The sequence below is a fragment of the Brucella sp. IR073 genome (assembly GCF_049065735.1).
Lineage (GTDB): Bacteria > Pseudomonadota > Alphaproteobacteria > Rhizobiales > Rhizobiaceae > Paramesorhizobium.
The window spans coordinates 488,260-502,455 of the sequence record NZ_JBAKHD010000002.1 but is presented as its reverse complement, the minus strand read 5'-3'; the positions used below and the strand labels follow the sequence as shown (position 1 = coordinate 502,455).

Here is a 14,196-nt window from a genome sequence, read left to right as displayed (position 1 = left end):
GAAACCATGTCCGGAATGAGTGTCTGGCAATTTCTTGCCAATTCCGCCATATAGTCCCACTTATTGGCAAAGTGAGACTAGCCTCACTTTGCGGCAAAGTGGGACTATAGCGAGGCCATGGGCGTACAGGCGGCTTTTGCCAGGATGAACGGACTGGGCAACGCGATCATCGTTGCCGACATGCGCGGGCGCGGCGACCGTATCGCTCCGGCGGCGGCCATAGCGCTCGCGCGTCACCCGGCGACGAAGTTCGACCAGATCATGGCCATTCATGATCCGCGCACCCCGGATACCGATTACTACATTGAGATCATCAATTGCGACGGCACGCTCGCCCAGGCCTGCGGCAATGGCATGCGCTGCGTGGTGCAGGCGCTTGGGGTCGAGACCGGACGCGACCGCTTCACCTTCGAGACGCTGGCCGGTATTCTGACAGCGGAGGAACGCTCCGACGGGCTCATCACCGTCGATATGGGCCGCCCGCGCTTCGGCTGGCGGGACATCCCGCTTGCCGAGGAATTCGCCGATACGCGCCGGATCGAATTGCAGGTCGGCCCCATCGACGCGCCGGTGCTGCATTCGCCCTCCGTCGCCTCCATGGGCAATCCGCACGCTGTCTTCTGGGTTGACCGCGACGTCTGGTCCTATGAGCTGGATAAATTCGGCCCGCTCTTGGAAAACCACCCGATCTTTCCCGAGCGCGCCAATATCTCCATCGCCCATGTCACCGCGGACGATGCATTGACCTTGCGCACCTGGGAGCGCGGCGCGGGCCTTACCCTTGCCTGCGGTTCCGCCGCCTGCGCCGCCGCCGTGAGTGCTGCGCGCACCGGGCGGACGGGCCGCACCGTCACCGTCACCGTCCCCGGCGGGCCGCTGCTCATCGAATGGCGAGAGGATGATCACGTCCTGATGACCGGCCCGGCGGAATTCGAGTTTTCGGGACGCTTCGACCCTGCCACGGGCGAATGGACTTCCAACGCCCCCCTCCAGCCGGCCGAGCGGGGTATCGCATAATGGCCGTCGAGATCGTCACATTCGGCTGCCGCCTCAACACTTACGAATCCGAGGTGATGAAGCGGGAGGCCGACGCTGCGGGCCTCGGACAGGTCGAGGGCGGCGCCATTGTCTTCAACACCTGCGCCGTCACCAGCGAGGCGGTGCGGCAGGCACGGCAGGCGATCCGCAAGGCACGGCGTGAAAATCCGAACGCGCGCATCATCGTCACCGGCTGCGCCGCGCAGACCGGCGCGGACGATTTCGCCGCCATGGACGAAGTGGATCTCGTCCTCGGCAATGAAGAGAAGCTGAAAGCCAACTCATACCGCATGCTGCCGGATTTCGGCGTCAATCAGTTCGAGAAGGTCCGCGTCAACGATATCTTCGAGGTGCGCGAGACCGCGAGCCATATGGTCGATGCCATAGAGGGCCGCGCCCGCGCCTTCGTGCAGGTGCAGAATGGCTGTGACCATCGCTGCACCTTCTGCATCATCCCCTATGGCAGGGGCAATTCCCGCTCCGTGCCGATGGGCGCGGTGGTGGAGCAGGTGAAGCGCCTTGTCGGCAATGGCTATCTGGAAGTGGTGCTGACCGGCGTCGACATGACGAGCTATGGTGCCGATTTGCCCGGCACTCCGCGCCTCGGCAAGCTGGTGAAGACGATCCTTGCCCAGATACCCGACCTCCAGCGCCTGCGCCTTTCCTCCATCGACTCCATCGAGGCCGACGACGACTTGATGGAAGCGCTGGCGAGCGAAAAGCGCCTGATGCCGCATCTGCACCTGTCGCTGCAATCGGGCGACAACATGATCCTGAAGCGCATGAAGCGCCGGCATTTGCGCGACGATTCCATCCACTTCTGCGAGACGGTGCGGCAGATCCGCCCCGACATCGTCTTCGGCGCCGACATCATCGCCGGTTTCCCGACCGAAACCGAGGAAATGTTCGAGAACTCGCTTAAAATCGTGAAAGAATGCGGGCTGACGCATCTGCACGTCTTCCCCTTCTCGCCTCGCGAGGGCACGCCCGCCGCGCGGATGCCGCAGGTGGCGCGCCAGACCGTCAAGGAACGTGCCGCGCGGCTGCGCGCCGAAGGCGACCGCGCCTATGCCGCGCACCTCGATAAGCTACAGGGCACCGTGCAGAAAATATTGGTGGAGCGCGAAGGGCTGGGCCGCACCGAGGGCTTCACCTTGACCGCGCTCGATGGCGGCGAGCCGGGCACTATCGTCGAACGCCGCATCGCCGGACATGACGGCGAAAAACTGATCGCTATGCCTGCAAACGCCCAAGCGGCTTGATAGATTGAACAGGTCCAAACCTTAGATGGCTATCGGATTCATCAAGAAGATATTTTCCTTCGGCAAAAAAGAGGTCGAGGAAACGCCGGTCGAAGAGGTGCCGGAGGCGGATACGCCCGAAGACGCTGCAACGGCGCAGGCTGCCGAGGATATAGCGCCGCAGGAAGCATTCGAGGAGGAAATTCAACCGCCTCTAGCCGAAGCCGAAGACGCGCCGGTTACCGAATTCGAAATCACCATCGACGCGCCCCCTGCCGTCGAGCCGCCGCCGGCCGCGCCCGCGCCGGAGTCGCAACCCGCCGAAGAGGAATTCATCCTCGAGCCCGCCCCGCAAAAGCCGCAAGCGAAAAAGGTCGCGGTCGGCAAGGCTGTCGAGGCGCGCGACGAGGAAGAAGCGCCCGCCCCCGCGCCGGAAAAGAAGGGCACTTGGTTTGAGCGCCTGCGCAAGGGCCTGTCGCGCTCCTCGCAGCAATTGGGCGACTCCATTGGCGGCATCTTCACCAAACGCAAGCTCGACGAAGACACACTGCAGGACCTTGAAGACGTGCTGATCCAGGCCGACCTCGGCTTAGAGACCGCGACGCGCATCACCGACGCCCTCGCCTCGGGACGCTACGGCAAGGATATCGCCACGGACGAAGTGCGCGCCATCATGAGCGCGGAGATCGAAAAGGTCCTCGCCCCGGTCGCCAAGCCCCTGGAACTCGACCTCTCTCACAAGCCCCATGTGATTCTGGTGGTGGGCGTCAACGGCACCGGCAAGACCACCACCATCGGCAAGCTGGCGGCAAAGTTGACGGCCGGCGGCCTCAAGGTGATGCTGGCTGCTGGCGACACCTTCCGCGCCGCCGCGATCGAGCAGCTCCACATCTGGGGCGAGCGCACCGGCGCGCCGGTCGTCTCTTCCAAGCTTGGGGCCGATGCCGCGGGCCTTGCCTATGACGCCTGGGAAAAGGCAAAGGCGGCGGGCAGCGACGTGCTCATCATCGACACCGCCGGGCGCCTGCAGAACAAAACCGAGCTGATGGATGAACTTGCCAAGATCGTCCGCGTTCTCGGCAAGAACGACCCGGAAGCGCCGCATACGGTGCTCCAGACCCTCGACGCCACCACCGGGCAGAACGCCATGAACCAGGTGGAGATTTTCAAGAATATCGCTGGCGTCAATGGCCTCGTCATGACCAAGCTCGACGGCACGGCGCGCGGCGGCATCCTCGTCGCCATCGCCGCCCGTCACAAGCTGCCGGTCTATTTCATCGGCGTCGGCGAAGGCATAGACGACCTCGAACCCTTCGCCGCGAATGATTTCGCCCGAGCAATCGCAGGAGTGGCATAATGGATCACCAGATATTCGAACGCGATCCCTCCGACCCGGCAGCCGCGTCGGACCCAATCCGCAAGGAAGTACCGCCGCTTCTGAAACTGGCGCTGGAGCTGGGGCCACTGCTCGTCTTCTTCTTCGCCAACTCGCGCGGGGAATCGCTGCTTGAGCATTTCCCGGCCCTGGGCGTTTTCGGCGGGCCGATCTTCCTCGCCACCGCGCTCTTCATGGCCGCGACGGTGATCGCGCTCGCCGTCTCATGGGCGATGACGCGCACCCTGCCGATCATGCCGCTCGTCTCGGGGCTAGTCGTCCTCGTCTTCGGCACGCTGACACTATGGCTTCACAACGACACTTTCATCAAGATGAAGCCGACCATCATCAACGGTCTCTTCGGCGTGGTCCTCCTCGGCGGCCTCGTCTTCGGCAAATCGCTGCTCGGCTATGTCTTCGATCAGGCGTTCAAGCTCGACGCGGAAGGCTGGCGCAAGCTCACCTTTCGCTGGGGGCTGTTCTTCCTGTTGCTCGCCGTCCTCAACGAGATCGTCTGGCGCAACTTTTCGACCGACACCTGGGTCGCCTTCAAGGTGTGGGGCATCATGCCGATCACCGTGATCTTCACGCTGTCCCAGATGCCCCTCATCATGAAACACTCGCTGGAACCCAAAGCGTGATCCCTAGGAGTCACAGGCTTCCAGGATAAGATCACGCACCATCAATGGGAGAAGAAACCATGGCCATGGCCCCGCTGCCGCCGATCGAAATCGAGCAATTCATGTGCCGAAGCGATAATTTCGGCGTCCTGATCCACGATCCCGAAAGCGGCCTCACCGCCGCCATCGACGCGCCGGAGGAAACGGCTGTTCTGGCTGCCCTGAAACGGCGCGGCTGGACGCTGGACGAGATTTTCACGACCCATCATCATATCGACCACGTCGAAGCCAATCTTGCGCTGAAAGCCAGGTTCGGCCTGACGATCACCGGCCCGGAAGCGGAAAAGGACAAGATCCCCGGTATCGACCGCACGGTCTCCCATGGCGACCGTTTCAAATTCGGCCGCTTCGATGTGGACGTGATCGAAACCCCCGGCCATACGGCGGGTGAGGTTTCTTATTATCTTCCCCAGGCCAAGGTGGCCTTCACGGGCGACACGCTGTTCGCGCTGGGCTGCGGCAGGCTGTTCGAAGGCACGCCTGCGACCATGTTCCGCTCGCTCGAACGCCTCGTCGCGCTGCCGGGCGACACGGCGATCTATTGCGGCCATGAATACACCGAGAGCAACGCCCGCTTTGCGCTCACCATCGATCCGGAAAACCCGGCCTTGAAGGAACGCGCAAAGGAAATCACCCGCCTGCGCGAAGCCGGCAAGCCGACCCTCCCCACCACCATCGCCCTCGAAATGGCCACCAACCCCTTCCTGCGCTGGCACGACCAGGGCATCCGCGTGAGACTCGGGATGCAAAATGCCGGCAATGAGGAGATTTTTGCGGAAATCCGCAAGCGGAAGGATCATTTCTAAAAGAATAAAAGGTTAAGCGAATGAGCGTGCCTTCGCTTAACCTTCACTCACCAATGGTCCTCGCCTCCGAAGGCAGCATGATGGGAATGCCGTCGCGCACCGGATAGGCGAGGCCTGCCTTTTCCGAAATCAACTCTTCATGCTCCGCGTCATAGACCAGCCGGCTTTTGGTCAGCGGGCAGACGAGGAGTTCCAGAAGCTTCGGATCGATGGCCGATGATTTTGTCTCTTCGCTCATAGCGGAGCCTTTCGATTATTGCAGGCTGGAACCGAAATCGTCCCGCTCCTTGGCGAGCGCGATTTCGGTGATGGCGATCAGGGTCTCGGCGCGCGCCTTGAGATCAGGGGCTTCGAGAAGAGCTTGTTTTTCCGCCGCGCCGAAGGGCGACATCATCGAAAGCGCATTCACCAGCATCTCATTGCCGGCCCGCGAGATACTGTCCCAATCCGCGGTGAGACTGTTGGCCTCGAGATAATCGCGGAAGGTCTTGAGCAGCGCCTGGCGGTCGATATCCATCGTGCCTGCGGCTTCGTCGAGGTCGGCCAGGAAAGGCGCGACGCGGCATTGGCGGAACGGCAGGCGGCTGGAGATTTCGTCCAGAACGCGGAAGCGGCAAATGCCCTGAAGCGTGATCAGGACACGACCGTCGCCGGTTTCGGCATAGGTTGTGACCCGGCCCATGCAGCCGACCTCGCAGAGATCGGGGACTGCGCGCGCGGCCGCGCCCGTGTCACCCTCGAGGCAGGGCTGGATCATGCCTATGATGCGCCTGCCCGCCATGGCGGCGTCCAGCATTTCGATATAGCGCGGCTCGAAGATGTTGAGCGGCAGCTGCCCGTTCGGCAAGAGCAGCGCAGCCCTCAGCGGGAAGACCGGAATGACATCCGGAACATCCTTTATAGTGCGGTAATGCGCATTGCCCGCCTGCATCGAAACACTCTCTCCCTGCCGCCTGCGGCAGCTGTTGATTTCGTCCCTTTCCGCCTTTCCGCCCCTAGGAGAAAAGCAGCGAGGACAGTTTGCGCCGCGCCGCCAGTGTTGCCGCGTCGGCCGGTCCCCATGCCTCGAACAGCTGCAGCAATTCCTTGCGCGCACCGTCGTCGTTCCAGTTGCGGTCGGCCCGCATGATCGCCAGAAGCTCGTCGGCGGCTTCCATGCGGCGACCTTGCGCATTGTGAATCATGGCGAGATCGAAACGCGCCTGATAGTCCTTTGGATCCTTGGCGATCCTCGCTTCAAGCTCTTTCGGATCACCGAGCTTCGCCGCCTGCTCCGCCAGCGCCAGCCGGGCCTCCACGGCGCGGATGGCCGCGTCGTTCTTCTTGTCGCCGGGCACATCGTCGAGCACCTTACGCGCCCGCTCCCTGTCGCCCATTTCGATGAGGCAGTTCGCCAGGCCCGCAATCGCGGTGATATTGCCGGGCGCTTCCTGCAGGATCGCCGAATAGAGCTGGGCGGCCTCGTCATAATCCGCATGGGTGACAAGTTCCGCTGCAGCGGCCAGCGCCTCTTCGATCGCCGCGTCCTTGCCGCCGGGACCGCCGACCTTGCTGATAAATTCCTTCACCTTCGATTCGGGCAGCGCGCCCATGAAGCCGTCGACCGGCTGACCGTTGACGAAGGCGATCACGGCGGGGATATTCTGGATGCCGAGCTGGCCGGCAATGGCGGGGTGATCCTCGATATTCATCTTGACCAGCTTGACGCTGCCGCCTGCCTCCTTGACCGCCTTTTCCAGAACCGGCGTCAGCTGCTTGCAGGGCCCGCACCAGGGCGCCCAGAAATCGACCAGCACCGGCTGCTTGCGCGATTCGGCGATGACATCGGCGGAGAATGCGGCGGTGGTGGTTTCCTTGATGAGCGCGCCGGCATTCGCAGCGCCATTTGCGGGCTTCGATTGCAAGGAAATGTCCGCGCCTGTCTGGCTGCTATCGGTGCTCATGGTCCGTCCTTTACGCTGCATTTCTCGGATTATGGTCAGTTTGTGTCTTGGAACGGGCGTTTCAAGGCCTGTCCGGCAGCTTTATTCCCCGGGCGTGTCCGGTGATGCCGCCACGGGCAATATCTCGGGCTCATGCCCGGTGGCACGCAGGAAGTGCACAAGATCGTCCCGTCCGATGGAGGTGGTCGCATCATTGGTAAGCGGATGCGCATTGATGATGTCATGCCGCATGAGATTCGCGTCGAGAATGATCTTCACGCGGTTCCCAGTGTCGTTGATCGCACCGAGCGCGCTGACCGAGCCGGGCAGGAGGCCCAGATATTCCATCAGCTTTTCCGGCTTGCCGAAGGAGACGCGGCTGGCCGCGCCGATCAGCGTATGCACCGATTTCAGATCCACCACCGCATCCTCCTCCACGGTCAGAAGGAAGAAATTGTCCTTCTTGTCCTTGAGGAAAAGATTCTTGGTATGCCCGCCGGGAATCTCGCCGCGAAGCGATTGCGAATCGGCGACGGTGTAAAGCGGCGGATGGGTCACCGTCTTCACGCTGATTCCCAATTCGTCGAGGAAGGCAAAAAGCTCGTCAGGGGTTTTCGGCATGGCAAATCGTTCGGGTCTCACACAAATTCTGGATGGAAACGGTCTACCGCACCTTAAGCCGAACGGAAAACATTTTCCGGCTTCTCATGTCACTGTGCGCTTCGCCTGGTTTTCCAACGGCCGAAAGCCCGGAATTCCACAGGCGAAAAACAATTGAAAAATTTCCGTCGATTTTCTGTTGCATTCCTCATTCGGTTGGGCCATATAGCCCTCGTCTTCAGCGACGCGCTGGCGCGAGCGGGTGTAGCTCAGGGGTAGAGCACAACCTTGCCAAGGTTGGGGTCGAGGGTTCGAATCCCTTCGCCCGCTCCAGTTTCTCTTAAATTTCAATACCATAAATCAGCACCCTTCGGGTGCCTGTTCTTACGCGCCATCCGGTCGGGGCTTTGCATGTCAATCCAGAACCGCATCCGCATTCGCGACGTCACGACGCTCTCAGACGATTGGTATCTCCTCAAGAAGACAACATTCGACTGGCAGCGCTCCGATGGCAGCTGGCAGACGATGAGCCGCGAGACCTATGATCGCGGCAACGGCGCAACGCTGCTTCCCTACGATCCCGTGCGCGGCACCGTCTTGCTGACACGGCAGTTCCGCTATCCCGCCTATGTCAACGGCCATGACGACCTCCTGATCGAAGCGGCGGCGGGCTTGCTCGACGAAGCTTCTCCCGAGGAGCGCATCCGCAAGGAGGTTGAGGAGGAACTCGGCCTCGTCCTTGGCGAGACACGGCAGATCTTCAGCTGTTTCATGAGCCCCGGCTCAGTCACGGAACGCCTGCATTTCTTCGTTGCTGAATATGATCCCACCATGCGCAAAGGCGATGGCGGCGGGATCGCCGGCGAGGGCGAGGATATCGAGGTGCTCGAACTGAAGATCGATGAGGCCCTGGCCATGATCGAATCGGGCGCAATCCAGGACGCCAAGACCATCATGCTGCTGCAATATGCGGCGCTGAATCTGATGCCGCCGCGGAGATAGCGGGCGATGTTCAGACTGCGCCCGTCCCGTGCGGAGGATGCCGCGCGGCTTATCGAAATCTGGCGCAAAGCCGTCGACGCCACGCATCATTTTCTAAGCCGGGCGGACCGTATCGCCATCGAGCAGGAGGTATCGGCATTTCTCCCGCGGGTCGAGCTGACGCTCGCCGCGGATGCCGAAGACCGTCCCATTGGCTTCATGTTCCTTCATGAAGGCCATATGGAAGCGCTTTTCATCGATCCGGACCATCATGGAAAAGGCGTTGGCAAGGCGCTCGTCCGCTGCGCGCTTCAACTGCATCCCCGGCTGACAACCGATGTCAATGAGCAAAACGCACAAGCGACGGCGTTCTATGAGCGAATCGGTTTCGAGCGTATCGGACGTTCCGCGCTTGACGGCCAAGGGCGACCCTATCCCCTCATACATTTACGCTTTCGCCCGGCGAAGAGCTGAACCGGTGTAAAAGCCGCGCCGGATGATGGCGGCGCGGCTGCTGTCACGGCGTCAGGCCGCCTCGACCGCAGGCAGCGAGGCCATGTCGATGACGAAGCGATAGCGCACATCCGCTTTTTCCATGCGCTTGAATGCGTCGTTGATCTCATCCATGCGGATCATCTCGACATCGGGCAGAAATGTTCATCCGGGCGCAGAAATCGAGCATTTCCTGCGTCTGGCTGATGCCGCCGATCATGGAACCGGCAACGCGCCGCCTGCCCATGACGAACGGAACCGTGTTCATTCCTGCCATCGGGCCCACCTGTCCGACGATGGCAAGCGTGCCGTCGATGTCGAGCAGCGGCATATAGGGCGTGACGTCATGCTCCACCGGCACAGTGTCGATGATGAGGTCGAAGCTCGATGCAGCCTTTTCCATGGCGGCCGGATCGGTCGAGAGAAGCAGACAGTCGGTGCCGAGGGCCAGCGCATCCGCTTCCTTATCCTTCGTGCGGCTGATGACCGTCACCTCCGCGCCCATCGCCGCCGCCAGCTTGACGGCCATATGGCCGAGACCGCCGAGGCCGATCACGCCGACACGGCTGCCGGGACCCGCATTCCAGGTGCGCAGCGGCGAATAGGTCGTGATGCCGGCGCAGAGCAGCGGCGCAGCGCGGGAAATATCCAGCCCTTCGGGCACCCGAAGCGCGAATTCCTCGCGAACGGTCAGGTGCTTGGAATATCCGCCATAGGTCTGCTCGCCCGTGACACGGTCGATGCCGCCATAGGTGCCGGTCATGCCTTCACGGCAATATTGCTCCTCGCCCTTGCGGCACTGGTCGCATTGCTGGCAGCTGTCGACCATGCAACCGACAGCGACATGATGGCCCACCTTGTAGCGCGTCACCTGCGAGCCGGTCTCGGTCACGCGGCCGATGATCTCATGGCCAGGAACGGCAGGAAAAACCGTCCAGCCCCAATCGTTCCGTGACCAGTGAAGGTCGGAGTGGCAGACACCGCAATAGAGGATCTCCATCACAACGTCGTTGGGGCGCGGCGCGCGCCGCTCGAAAACCATGCGGCTCATCGACCGCCGTGCAGGCAAATCCAATTGTTTTCATATCGGCTTCCTTAAGGGCCGCCAGAGCGCCGGCTCGCGGACAGGCATTGTTCCCCGCGGGAACGATCCGAAAGGCCTGCCGATTGTCCGGGATGGCGATTTGAAAAGACATTCGAACCGAGCCATGCGACCGGCTGGAGCGGTCCGGATGGCTTCGATATCAGGACTTTAACAGGACGCCCCTGTCAGGATTACCCGCCGTAATCCGCATGGTGCTATATTGGACATTCATGAATGCGATTGGTTGCGGCAGCGAAACTGCCCGGTGCAATCAATCATAAAGCAGGTTTGCCTCATGATGACCTGAAGCGTTTCCGGAGTAAAAGCATGACTTCCAAAATGAAAGTTCTCATTCATGCTGCCTTGTTCTTGACATCATACAGTTACGTCTATCCATTTCTCAGGCATTTGCTGCCGAATTGGCGCTTTCCGGCGTTCGATTATATCGATGAACTGACGGGCTTTCCGTCGCTGGAAAGCCGAATCCTTCATTTCCTTTTTGCTGTTGTGCTTTATCTGCTTTTTGCCGTTTTGTGGGAGCGGGAAAACTGGAAGGACGCATTCTTCCTGCGGGATTCGCTGAAGGGTTTATGGAAGGGCGCGGCATTTGCACTGCTGCTCGTCTTCGGCGCTCTGGCGCTGTTTCAACTGACCGGGCTGCTCGACATCCAGGGCTTCATACCCGACCACGCGAAAATTGCCGCCCTCTTTCTGGCGTGGTTCGTCGCGCAAGCCTTCAACGCCGTTCAGGAGGAGCTCGTTTTCCGCGGCTATCTGCTGCGCCGCCTGGCGGGCGTTTACAACAAGCATGCGAGCGTCGCGCTTGTCTCGCTCATATTCGGCATGGGGCATATCGCCCAATATAGTTGGCCTGGCTTCGTCTACGCCACCATCGGCGGCGCCTTATTCGGCTATCTCTATCTCACTTATAGGAATATCTATGTTCCCATCGGGATGCACGGCATGTGGGATATCTGTTCCCATACCCTCGTCAACGGCAAGATCCTGCTAGCCCAGCCGGGTCCGTTAATGGCGCGCCTCGGCGACGTCGCCGGCAACGATGCGCTCTTGCTATGCATGATAGCGCCACATGTTTTCTTCCTTGCCGCGTTCTTCATCTGGAAACGATTGTGGCGCCTCTAATGCCGTCCCGTCAGCGAGCGCAGGCGGTTGCGGACGATGCGGGCGATGTCACGGGTGCGCCGGTACAGGTGGATCTGCGCGGCCGCCTGCTGGGTGGCGCGGGTGGCACCGGGGTTGAGACCGATCACCAGCGTTTCGATCGCTTCCCGCTCGCTGAAGAGCCGCGACATGACCGGATGGTCTGGAACGGCACAGGAATCGGTGCGGGCGATGTTGGGGTCTTCGAGATGGTTCTTCACCACCTCGATCATCAGCAAGGTGCCGGGCGAATAGGCGCTTAAGGATTCGTCATAGGCAGTTTTCCACGTCCACGCCTCGCCCGATTCGACGAAGACGATGAGGATGGCGATGACGCGGCCGTCGAGTTCGAGCGTATGAATGCGGGTCAAGTCCCGCTCCGCCAGCCGGTTGACCGCCTCGCGGGCGAAGGCGGCGCGGTAGCGGTCCACGGCCATGGCGGTGCCCCGCTTGCCCTTCCAGCCGCTAGCTTCCAAAGCCAGAAAATCCTCGCAGCGGCGGCGGACTTCCTCCGGGCTGCGCGCGACGCTGTAGGTCAAGGTGCCCTGCCCGGCGAGCTTGCGCCACAGCCGCGCATAATCCCGGCGATGATGCGAGCCGATGGCGTGACGCAGATAAGCGTCGCCCTCCATCTGGCTTTCCAGGAACGGGCGCTCGGCGCGCTCGATTGACGTGATCGGCAAATTGCGGCCAAGCGCGATGGCGCGGATCAGCTGCGCGACCGGGCCATTAGCGCGCATATCGGGCAGGACGAGCACCTCGGGCATTTTCAGATGCTTGCGCGACAAGATGTCGAAAAGATCCTCGAGTACGCCGATGGGATCGTCGCGGTCGATGAGCGGCGTGCCCTGCGGGCCGAACGGTGTCGCCCAGGCGCGGATGATCGGCGCGGAAACGGCAAGGCCCGGGCGCTCGATCGTATAGGGCATGAGAAAGCGCAGACGGCTGCGCGTCTCATTCTCATCGCGCATCACCATAAAGCGCACCTGCCTATCGTCGAGGCGCGGCATGGCGGGCGCAAGGAAGCGCGGATTGACGAAGATGTTGGGCTCGATGGAGCGGAAGGTCAGATGATCCAGCTCCTCCAGAAGCTCGAAGCCCGCCGCAGCGCCATAGATCGCCAGCTTGCGCGGAATATCGCGATGCCCGAGGCTCTCTTCCAGCTTCTTGGCGACATCCTCCATGGCATCGCTTTCTGCGATCTCCGAAACGACGCGCGCGGCGGATCCACCCGCGGCTTCTTCGAGAAGGGGAATGGCGACCATCAGTATAGCTCCTCCGGACGGGAGAATTTCGCTTGGGCGGCGAGGATGAACATGGGGATGCCGAGGCGGCGATAGACCATCAGCGAAAGCGAGGACGCCTCGAACACCATGGCGATGGCGGTGGCGACCGCAGCGCCGATGAGGCCGAAACGCGGGATGAGAAGAATATTGAGCACGACATTGATGCAGAGCGCGACAGCATAAAGCGCGGCACAGACATTCTGATTGCCCGACATGTTGAGAAGGCTTTCCGTCGGGCCGACGCTGGCGCGGGCGATGACACCAACGATCAGCACGAAGAGCAGCGGATAGCCTTGCGTGAAGGACGGACCGAAGAGCGAGAGCAGCGGCTGACCCAGCAGGAGCAGGACGAGACCGAGCGCCAGCGTCGGCCAGAAGGTCCAGCGCACCGAAGCGCCGACGAAGCTGGCGAAGCGCTCACGGTCGCCGCTGTGGAGCAATTGCGAATAGCGCTGCGCGACGCCCGCCTTGACGGCGAAATAGACGAAATGCGCCAGCGCAAGGATTTTCACCGTGGCGAAATAGATGGCGACATGGTCCGGGTCCATGAAATGGCCGACCATCAGCACATCGACATTGATGAGCAGGAAGAAGAAACCCTCGACGAGGAAGATCGGCACGGAGACCGCGAACCATTCGCGCAAATGGAGATGACGCGGCCCCGCCGGAATGATGCGGGCAAGGCTGCCCCTGATGCGCAGGAGCTGGCTCAGGGTCGTCACATAGGTGGCGAGGATCGCGGCCATCAACCCGGTCGCCGCCGTCGGTGCGAAGCCGGCCAGCACCGCCGCGATCATGAAGAGAAGCGCGAGAAGCGGGCGGACGATGTAGGTGGGCGTCAGCGCCGTCACCACCCATGAGCGCGAGCGCGCCGTGCCATCGAGCATGTCGCCGAGCGCGATCATGGGAACACAGACGAAGCCGAGATAGAAAGGCAGGATGTAGTAGTTTTCGATGTGCTGCGCGAAGAGATGGACGCCGACACCGGCCAGAATGGCGACGAAGGTGGAGGCAATGATGCCGAACAGCCATCCGGTGCGCAAGAGCCCGCGGATTGCATTCAGTTCATTACGCTCGAAATATTCGGGCACATAGCGGATAATGGTGGTGTGGAAGCCGAGGCAGGAGAGGTTGCCGACGATGATGGCGCTGATCCACACCAGCACATAGATACCATATTCGAACTCGCCCATCCAGCGCGCCAGCACGATCTGGGAGACAAGTGCGATGGCGGCGCTGATAATGCGGATGGCGAAAGCGGCGAGCGAGGAGCGCTGCGCGCCGGCCTGCGGGTTGGAGGCGGTCAGCAGCGTATCGATGCGCTCCGTCAGCGGACGAAGGCGCAACGAAAACCTTTCCGGCAGAAGCCGGTCCGCTGCAGTGGCCGCTGAAAAACGCAAAACCGATTCTCCACCTGTCAACCCAAGGCGCCAAAATAGGGCAGAATTTTAAAAAAAGCGTTCGTCCGCTTCTCGTTATGCCCCGCGCCATAACGAAAAAACCGCGCATCTCATGCGCGGTTTTTGTGTC

General features: G+C 61.5%; 14 protein-coding genes, 1 tRNA gene and 1 pseudogene. 9 read left to right on the top strand and 7 right to left on the bottom strand.

Annotated features, from left to right (window positions below):
• Nucleotides 1-117: 117 nt before the first annotated feature.
• From dapF to gloB, 5 genes are all read left to right on the top strand, one after another.
• On the top strand, nt 118-1,017 hold the full coding sequence (gene dapF, locus ACOWVG_RS06215; protein ID WP_420960635.1) for a diaminopimelate epimerase: 900 nt from the start codon (nt 118-120) through the stop codon (nt 1,015-1,017).
• Nucleotides 1,017-2,300 carry a tRNA (N(6)-L-threonylcarbamoyladenosine(37)-C(2))-methylthiotransferase MtaB gene (gene mtaB, locus ACOWVG_RS06210; RefSeq protein WP_420960634.1) on the top strand — a complete coding sequence of 428 codons (1,284 nt, stop codon included), beginning with the start codon at nt 1,017-1,019 and terminating at the stop codon, nt 2,298-2,300. The genes dapF and mtaB overlap by 1 nt, the downstream gene beginning before the upstream one ends.
• Before the next feature lie 25 nt (nt 2,301-2,325).
• Nucleotides 2,326-3,636 (top strand): signal recognition particle-docking protein FtsY, encoded by a 1,311-nt coding sequence (ftsY, locus tag ACOWVG_RS06205; RefSeq protein WP_420960633.1) that lies wholly within the window; start codon nt 2,326-2,328, stop codon nt 3,634-3,636.
• Nucleotides 3,636-4,295, top strand: a complete 660-nt coding sequence (locus ACOWVG_RS06200; RefSeq protein ID WP_420960632.1) for a septation protein A — start codon at nt 3,636-3,638, stop codon at nt 4,293-4,295. Before ftsY ends, ACOWVG_RS06200 begins: the two co-directional genes overlap by 1 nt.
• A gap of 65 nt (nt 4,296-4,360) precedes the next feature.
• Complete coding sequence (gene gloB / locus ACOWVG_RS06195) at nt 4,361-5,140, top strand: hydroxyacylglutathione hydrolase (RefSeq protein WP_420960818.1); 780 nt, start codon at nt 4,361-4,363, stop codon at nt 5,138-5,140.
• A 43-nt stretch (nt 5,141-5,183) separates the two neighbouring features.
• Here the strand turns inward: gloB and ACOWVG_RS06190 are convergent, their stop codons facing one another.
• The 4 genes from ACOWVG_RS06190 to ACOWVG_RS06175 all read right to left on the bottom strand — a co-directional run bounded on the left by ACOWVG_RS06190 (nt 5,184) and on the right by ACOWVG_RS06175 (nt 7,683).
• On the bottom strand, nt 5,184-5,378 hold the full coding sequence (locus ACOWVG_RS06190; protein ID WP_420960631.1) for a Trm112 family protein: 195 nt from the start codon (nt 5,376-5,378) through the stop codon (nt 5,184-5,186).
• 15 nt (nt 5,379-5,393) lie between these two features.
• The gene (locus ACOWVG_RS06185; protein WP_420960630.1) at nt 5,394-6,071 is read right to left on the bottom strand and encodes an LON peptidase substrate-binding domain-containing protein; all 678 of its coding nucleotides are present in this window, start codon (nt 6,069-6,071) and stop codon (nt 5,394-5,396) included.
• Between the two features lie 64 nt (nt 6,072-6,135).
• Nucleotides 6,136-7,083, bottom strand: coding sequence for a thioredoxin (gene trxA / locus ACOWVG_RS06180; RefSeq protein ID WP_420960629.1), 948 nt, complete (start codon nt 7,081-7,083; stop codon nt 6,136-6,138).
• A gap of 81 nt (nt 7,084-7,164) precedes the next feature.
• Nucleotides 7,165-7,683 carry a prolyl-tRNA synthetase associated domain-containing protein gene (locus ACOWVG_RS06175; protein ID WP_420960627.1) on the bottom strand — a complete coding sequence of 173 codons (519 nt, stop codon included), beginning with the start codon at nt 7,681-7,683 and terminating at the stop codon, nt 7,165-7,167.
• A gap of 237 nt (nt 7,684-7,920) precedes the next feature.
• Between ACOWVG_RS06175 and ACOWVG_RS06170 the strand changes: the two genes are divergently transcribed.
• From ACOWVG_RS06170 to ACOWVG_RS06160, 3 genes are all read left to right on the top strand, one after another.
• Nucleotides 7,921-7,995, top strand: a tRNA-Gly gene (locus ACOWVG_RS06170).
• Between the two features lie 78 nt (nt 7,996-8,073).
• The gene (locus ACOWVG_RS06165; protein ID WP_420960626.1) at nt 8,074-8,664 is read left to right on the top strand and encodes an NUDIX domain-containing protein; all 591 of its coding nucleotides are present in this window, start codon (nt 8,074-8,076) and stop codon (nt 8,662-8,664) included.
• A 6-nt stretch (nt 8,665-8,670) separates the two neighbouring features.
• Nucleotides 8,671-9,117 carry an acetyltransferase gene (locus ACOWVG_RS06160; protein ID WP_420960625.1) on the top strand — a complete coding sequence of 149 codons (447 nt, stop codon included), beginning with the start codon at nt 8,671-8,673 and terminating at the stop codon, nt 9,115-9,117.
• A 51-nt stretch (nt 9,118-9,168) separates the two neighbouring features.
• On the opposite strand, the pseudogene ACOWVG_RS06155 reads toward ACOWVG_RS06160, so the two are convergent.
• Nucleotides 9,169-10,186: pseudogene (locus ACOWVG_RS06155) on the bottom strand (NAD(P)-dependent alcohol dehydrogenase).
• Between the two features lie 267 nt (nt 10,187-10,453).
• Here ACOWVG_RS06155 and ACOWVG_RS06150 point away from each other — a divergent pair.
• Nucleotides 10,454-11,362 (top strand): CPBP family intramembrane glutamic endopeptidase, encoded by a 909-nt coding sequence (locus ACOWVG_RS06150; protein ID WP_420960624.1) that lies wholly within the window; start codon nt 10,454-10,456, stop codon nt 11,360-11,362.
• On the opposite strand, the gene bspF is transcribed toward ACOWVG_RS06150, so the two are convergent.
• Together bspF and ACOWVG_RS06140 are read right to left on the bottom strand one after the other, a co-directional pair.
• Nucleotides 11,359-12,645 carry a type IV secretion system effector crotonyl transferase BspF gene (gene bspF, locus ACOWVG_RS06145; RefSeq protein ID WP_420960623.1) on the bottom strand — a complete coding sequence of 429 codons (1,287 nt, stop codon included), beginning with the start codon at nt 12,643-12,645 and terminating at the stop codon, nt 11,359-11,361. The two genes, ACOWVG_RS06150 and bspF, sit on opposite strands and share 4 nt — an antisense overlap.
• The gene (locus ACOWVG_RS06140; protein ID WP_420960622.1) at nt 12,645-14,066 is read right to left on the bottom strand and encodes a lipopolysaccharide biosynthesis protein; all 1,422 of its coding nucleotides are present in this window, start codon (nt 14,064-14,066) and stop codon (nt 12,645-12,647) included. The genes bspF and ACOWVG_RS06140 overlap by 1 nt, the downstream gene beginning before the upstream one ends.
• Between the last annotated feature and the right edge of the window lie 130 nt (nt 14,067-14,196).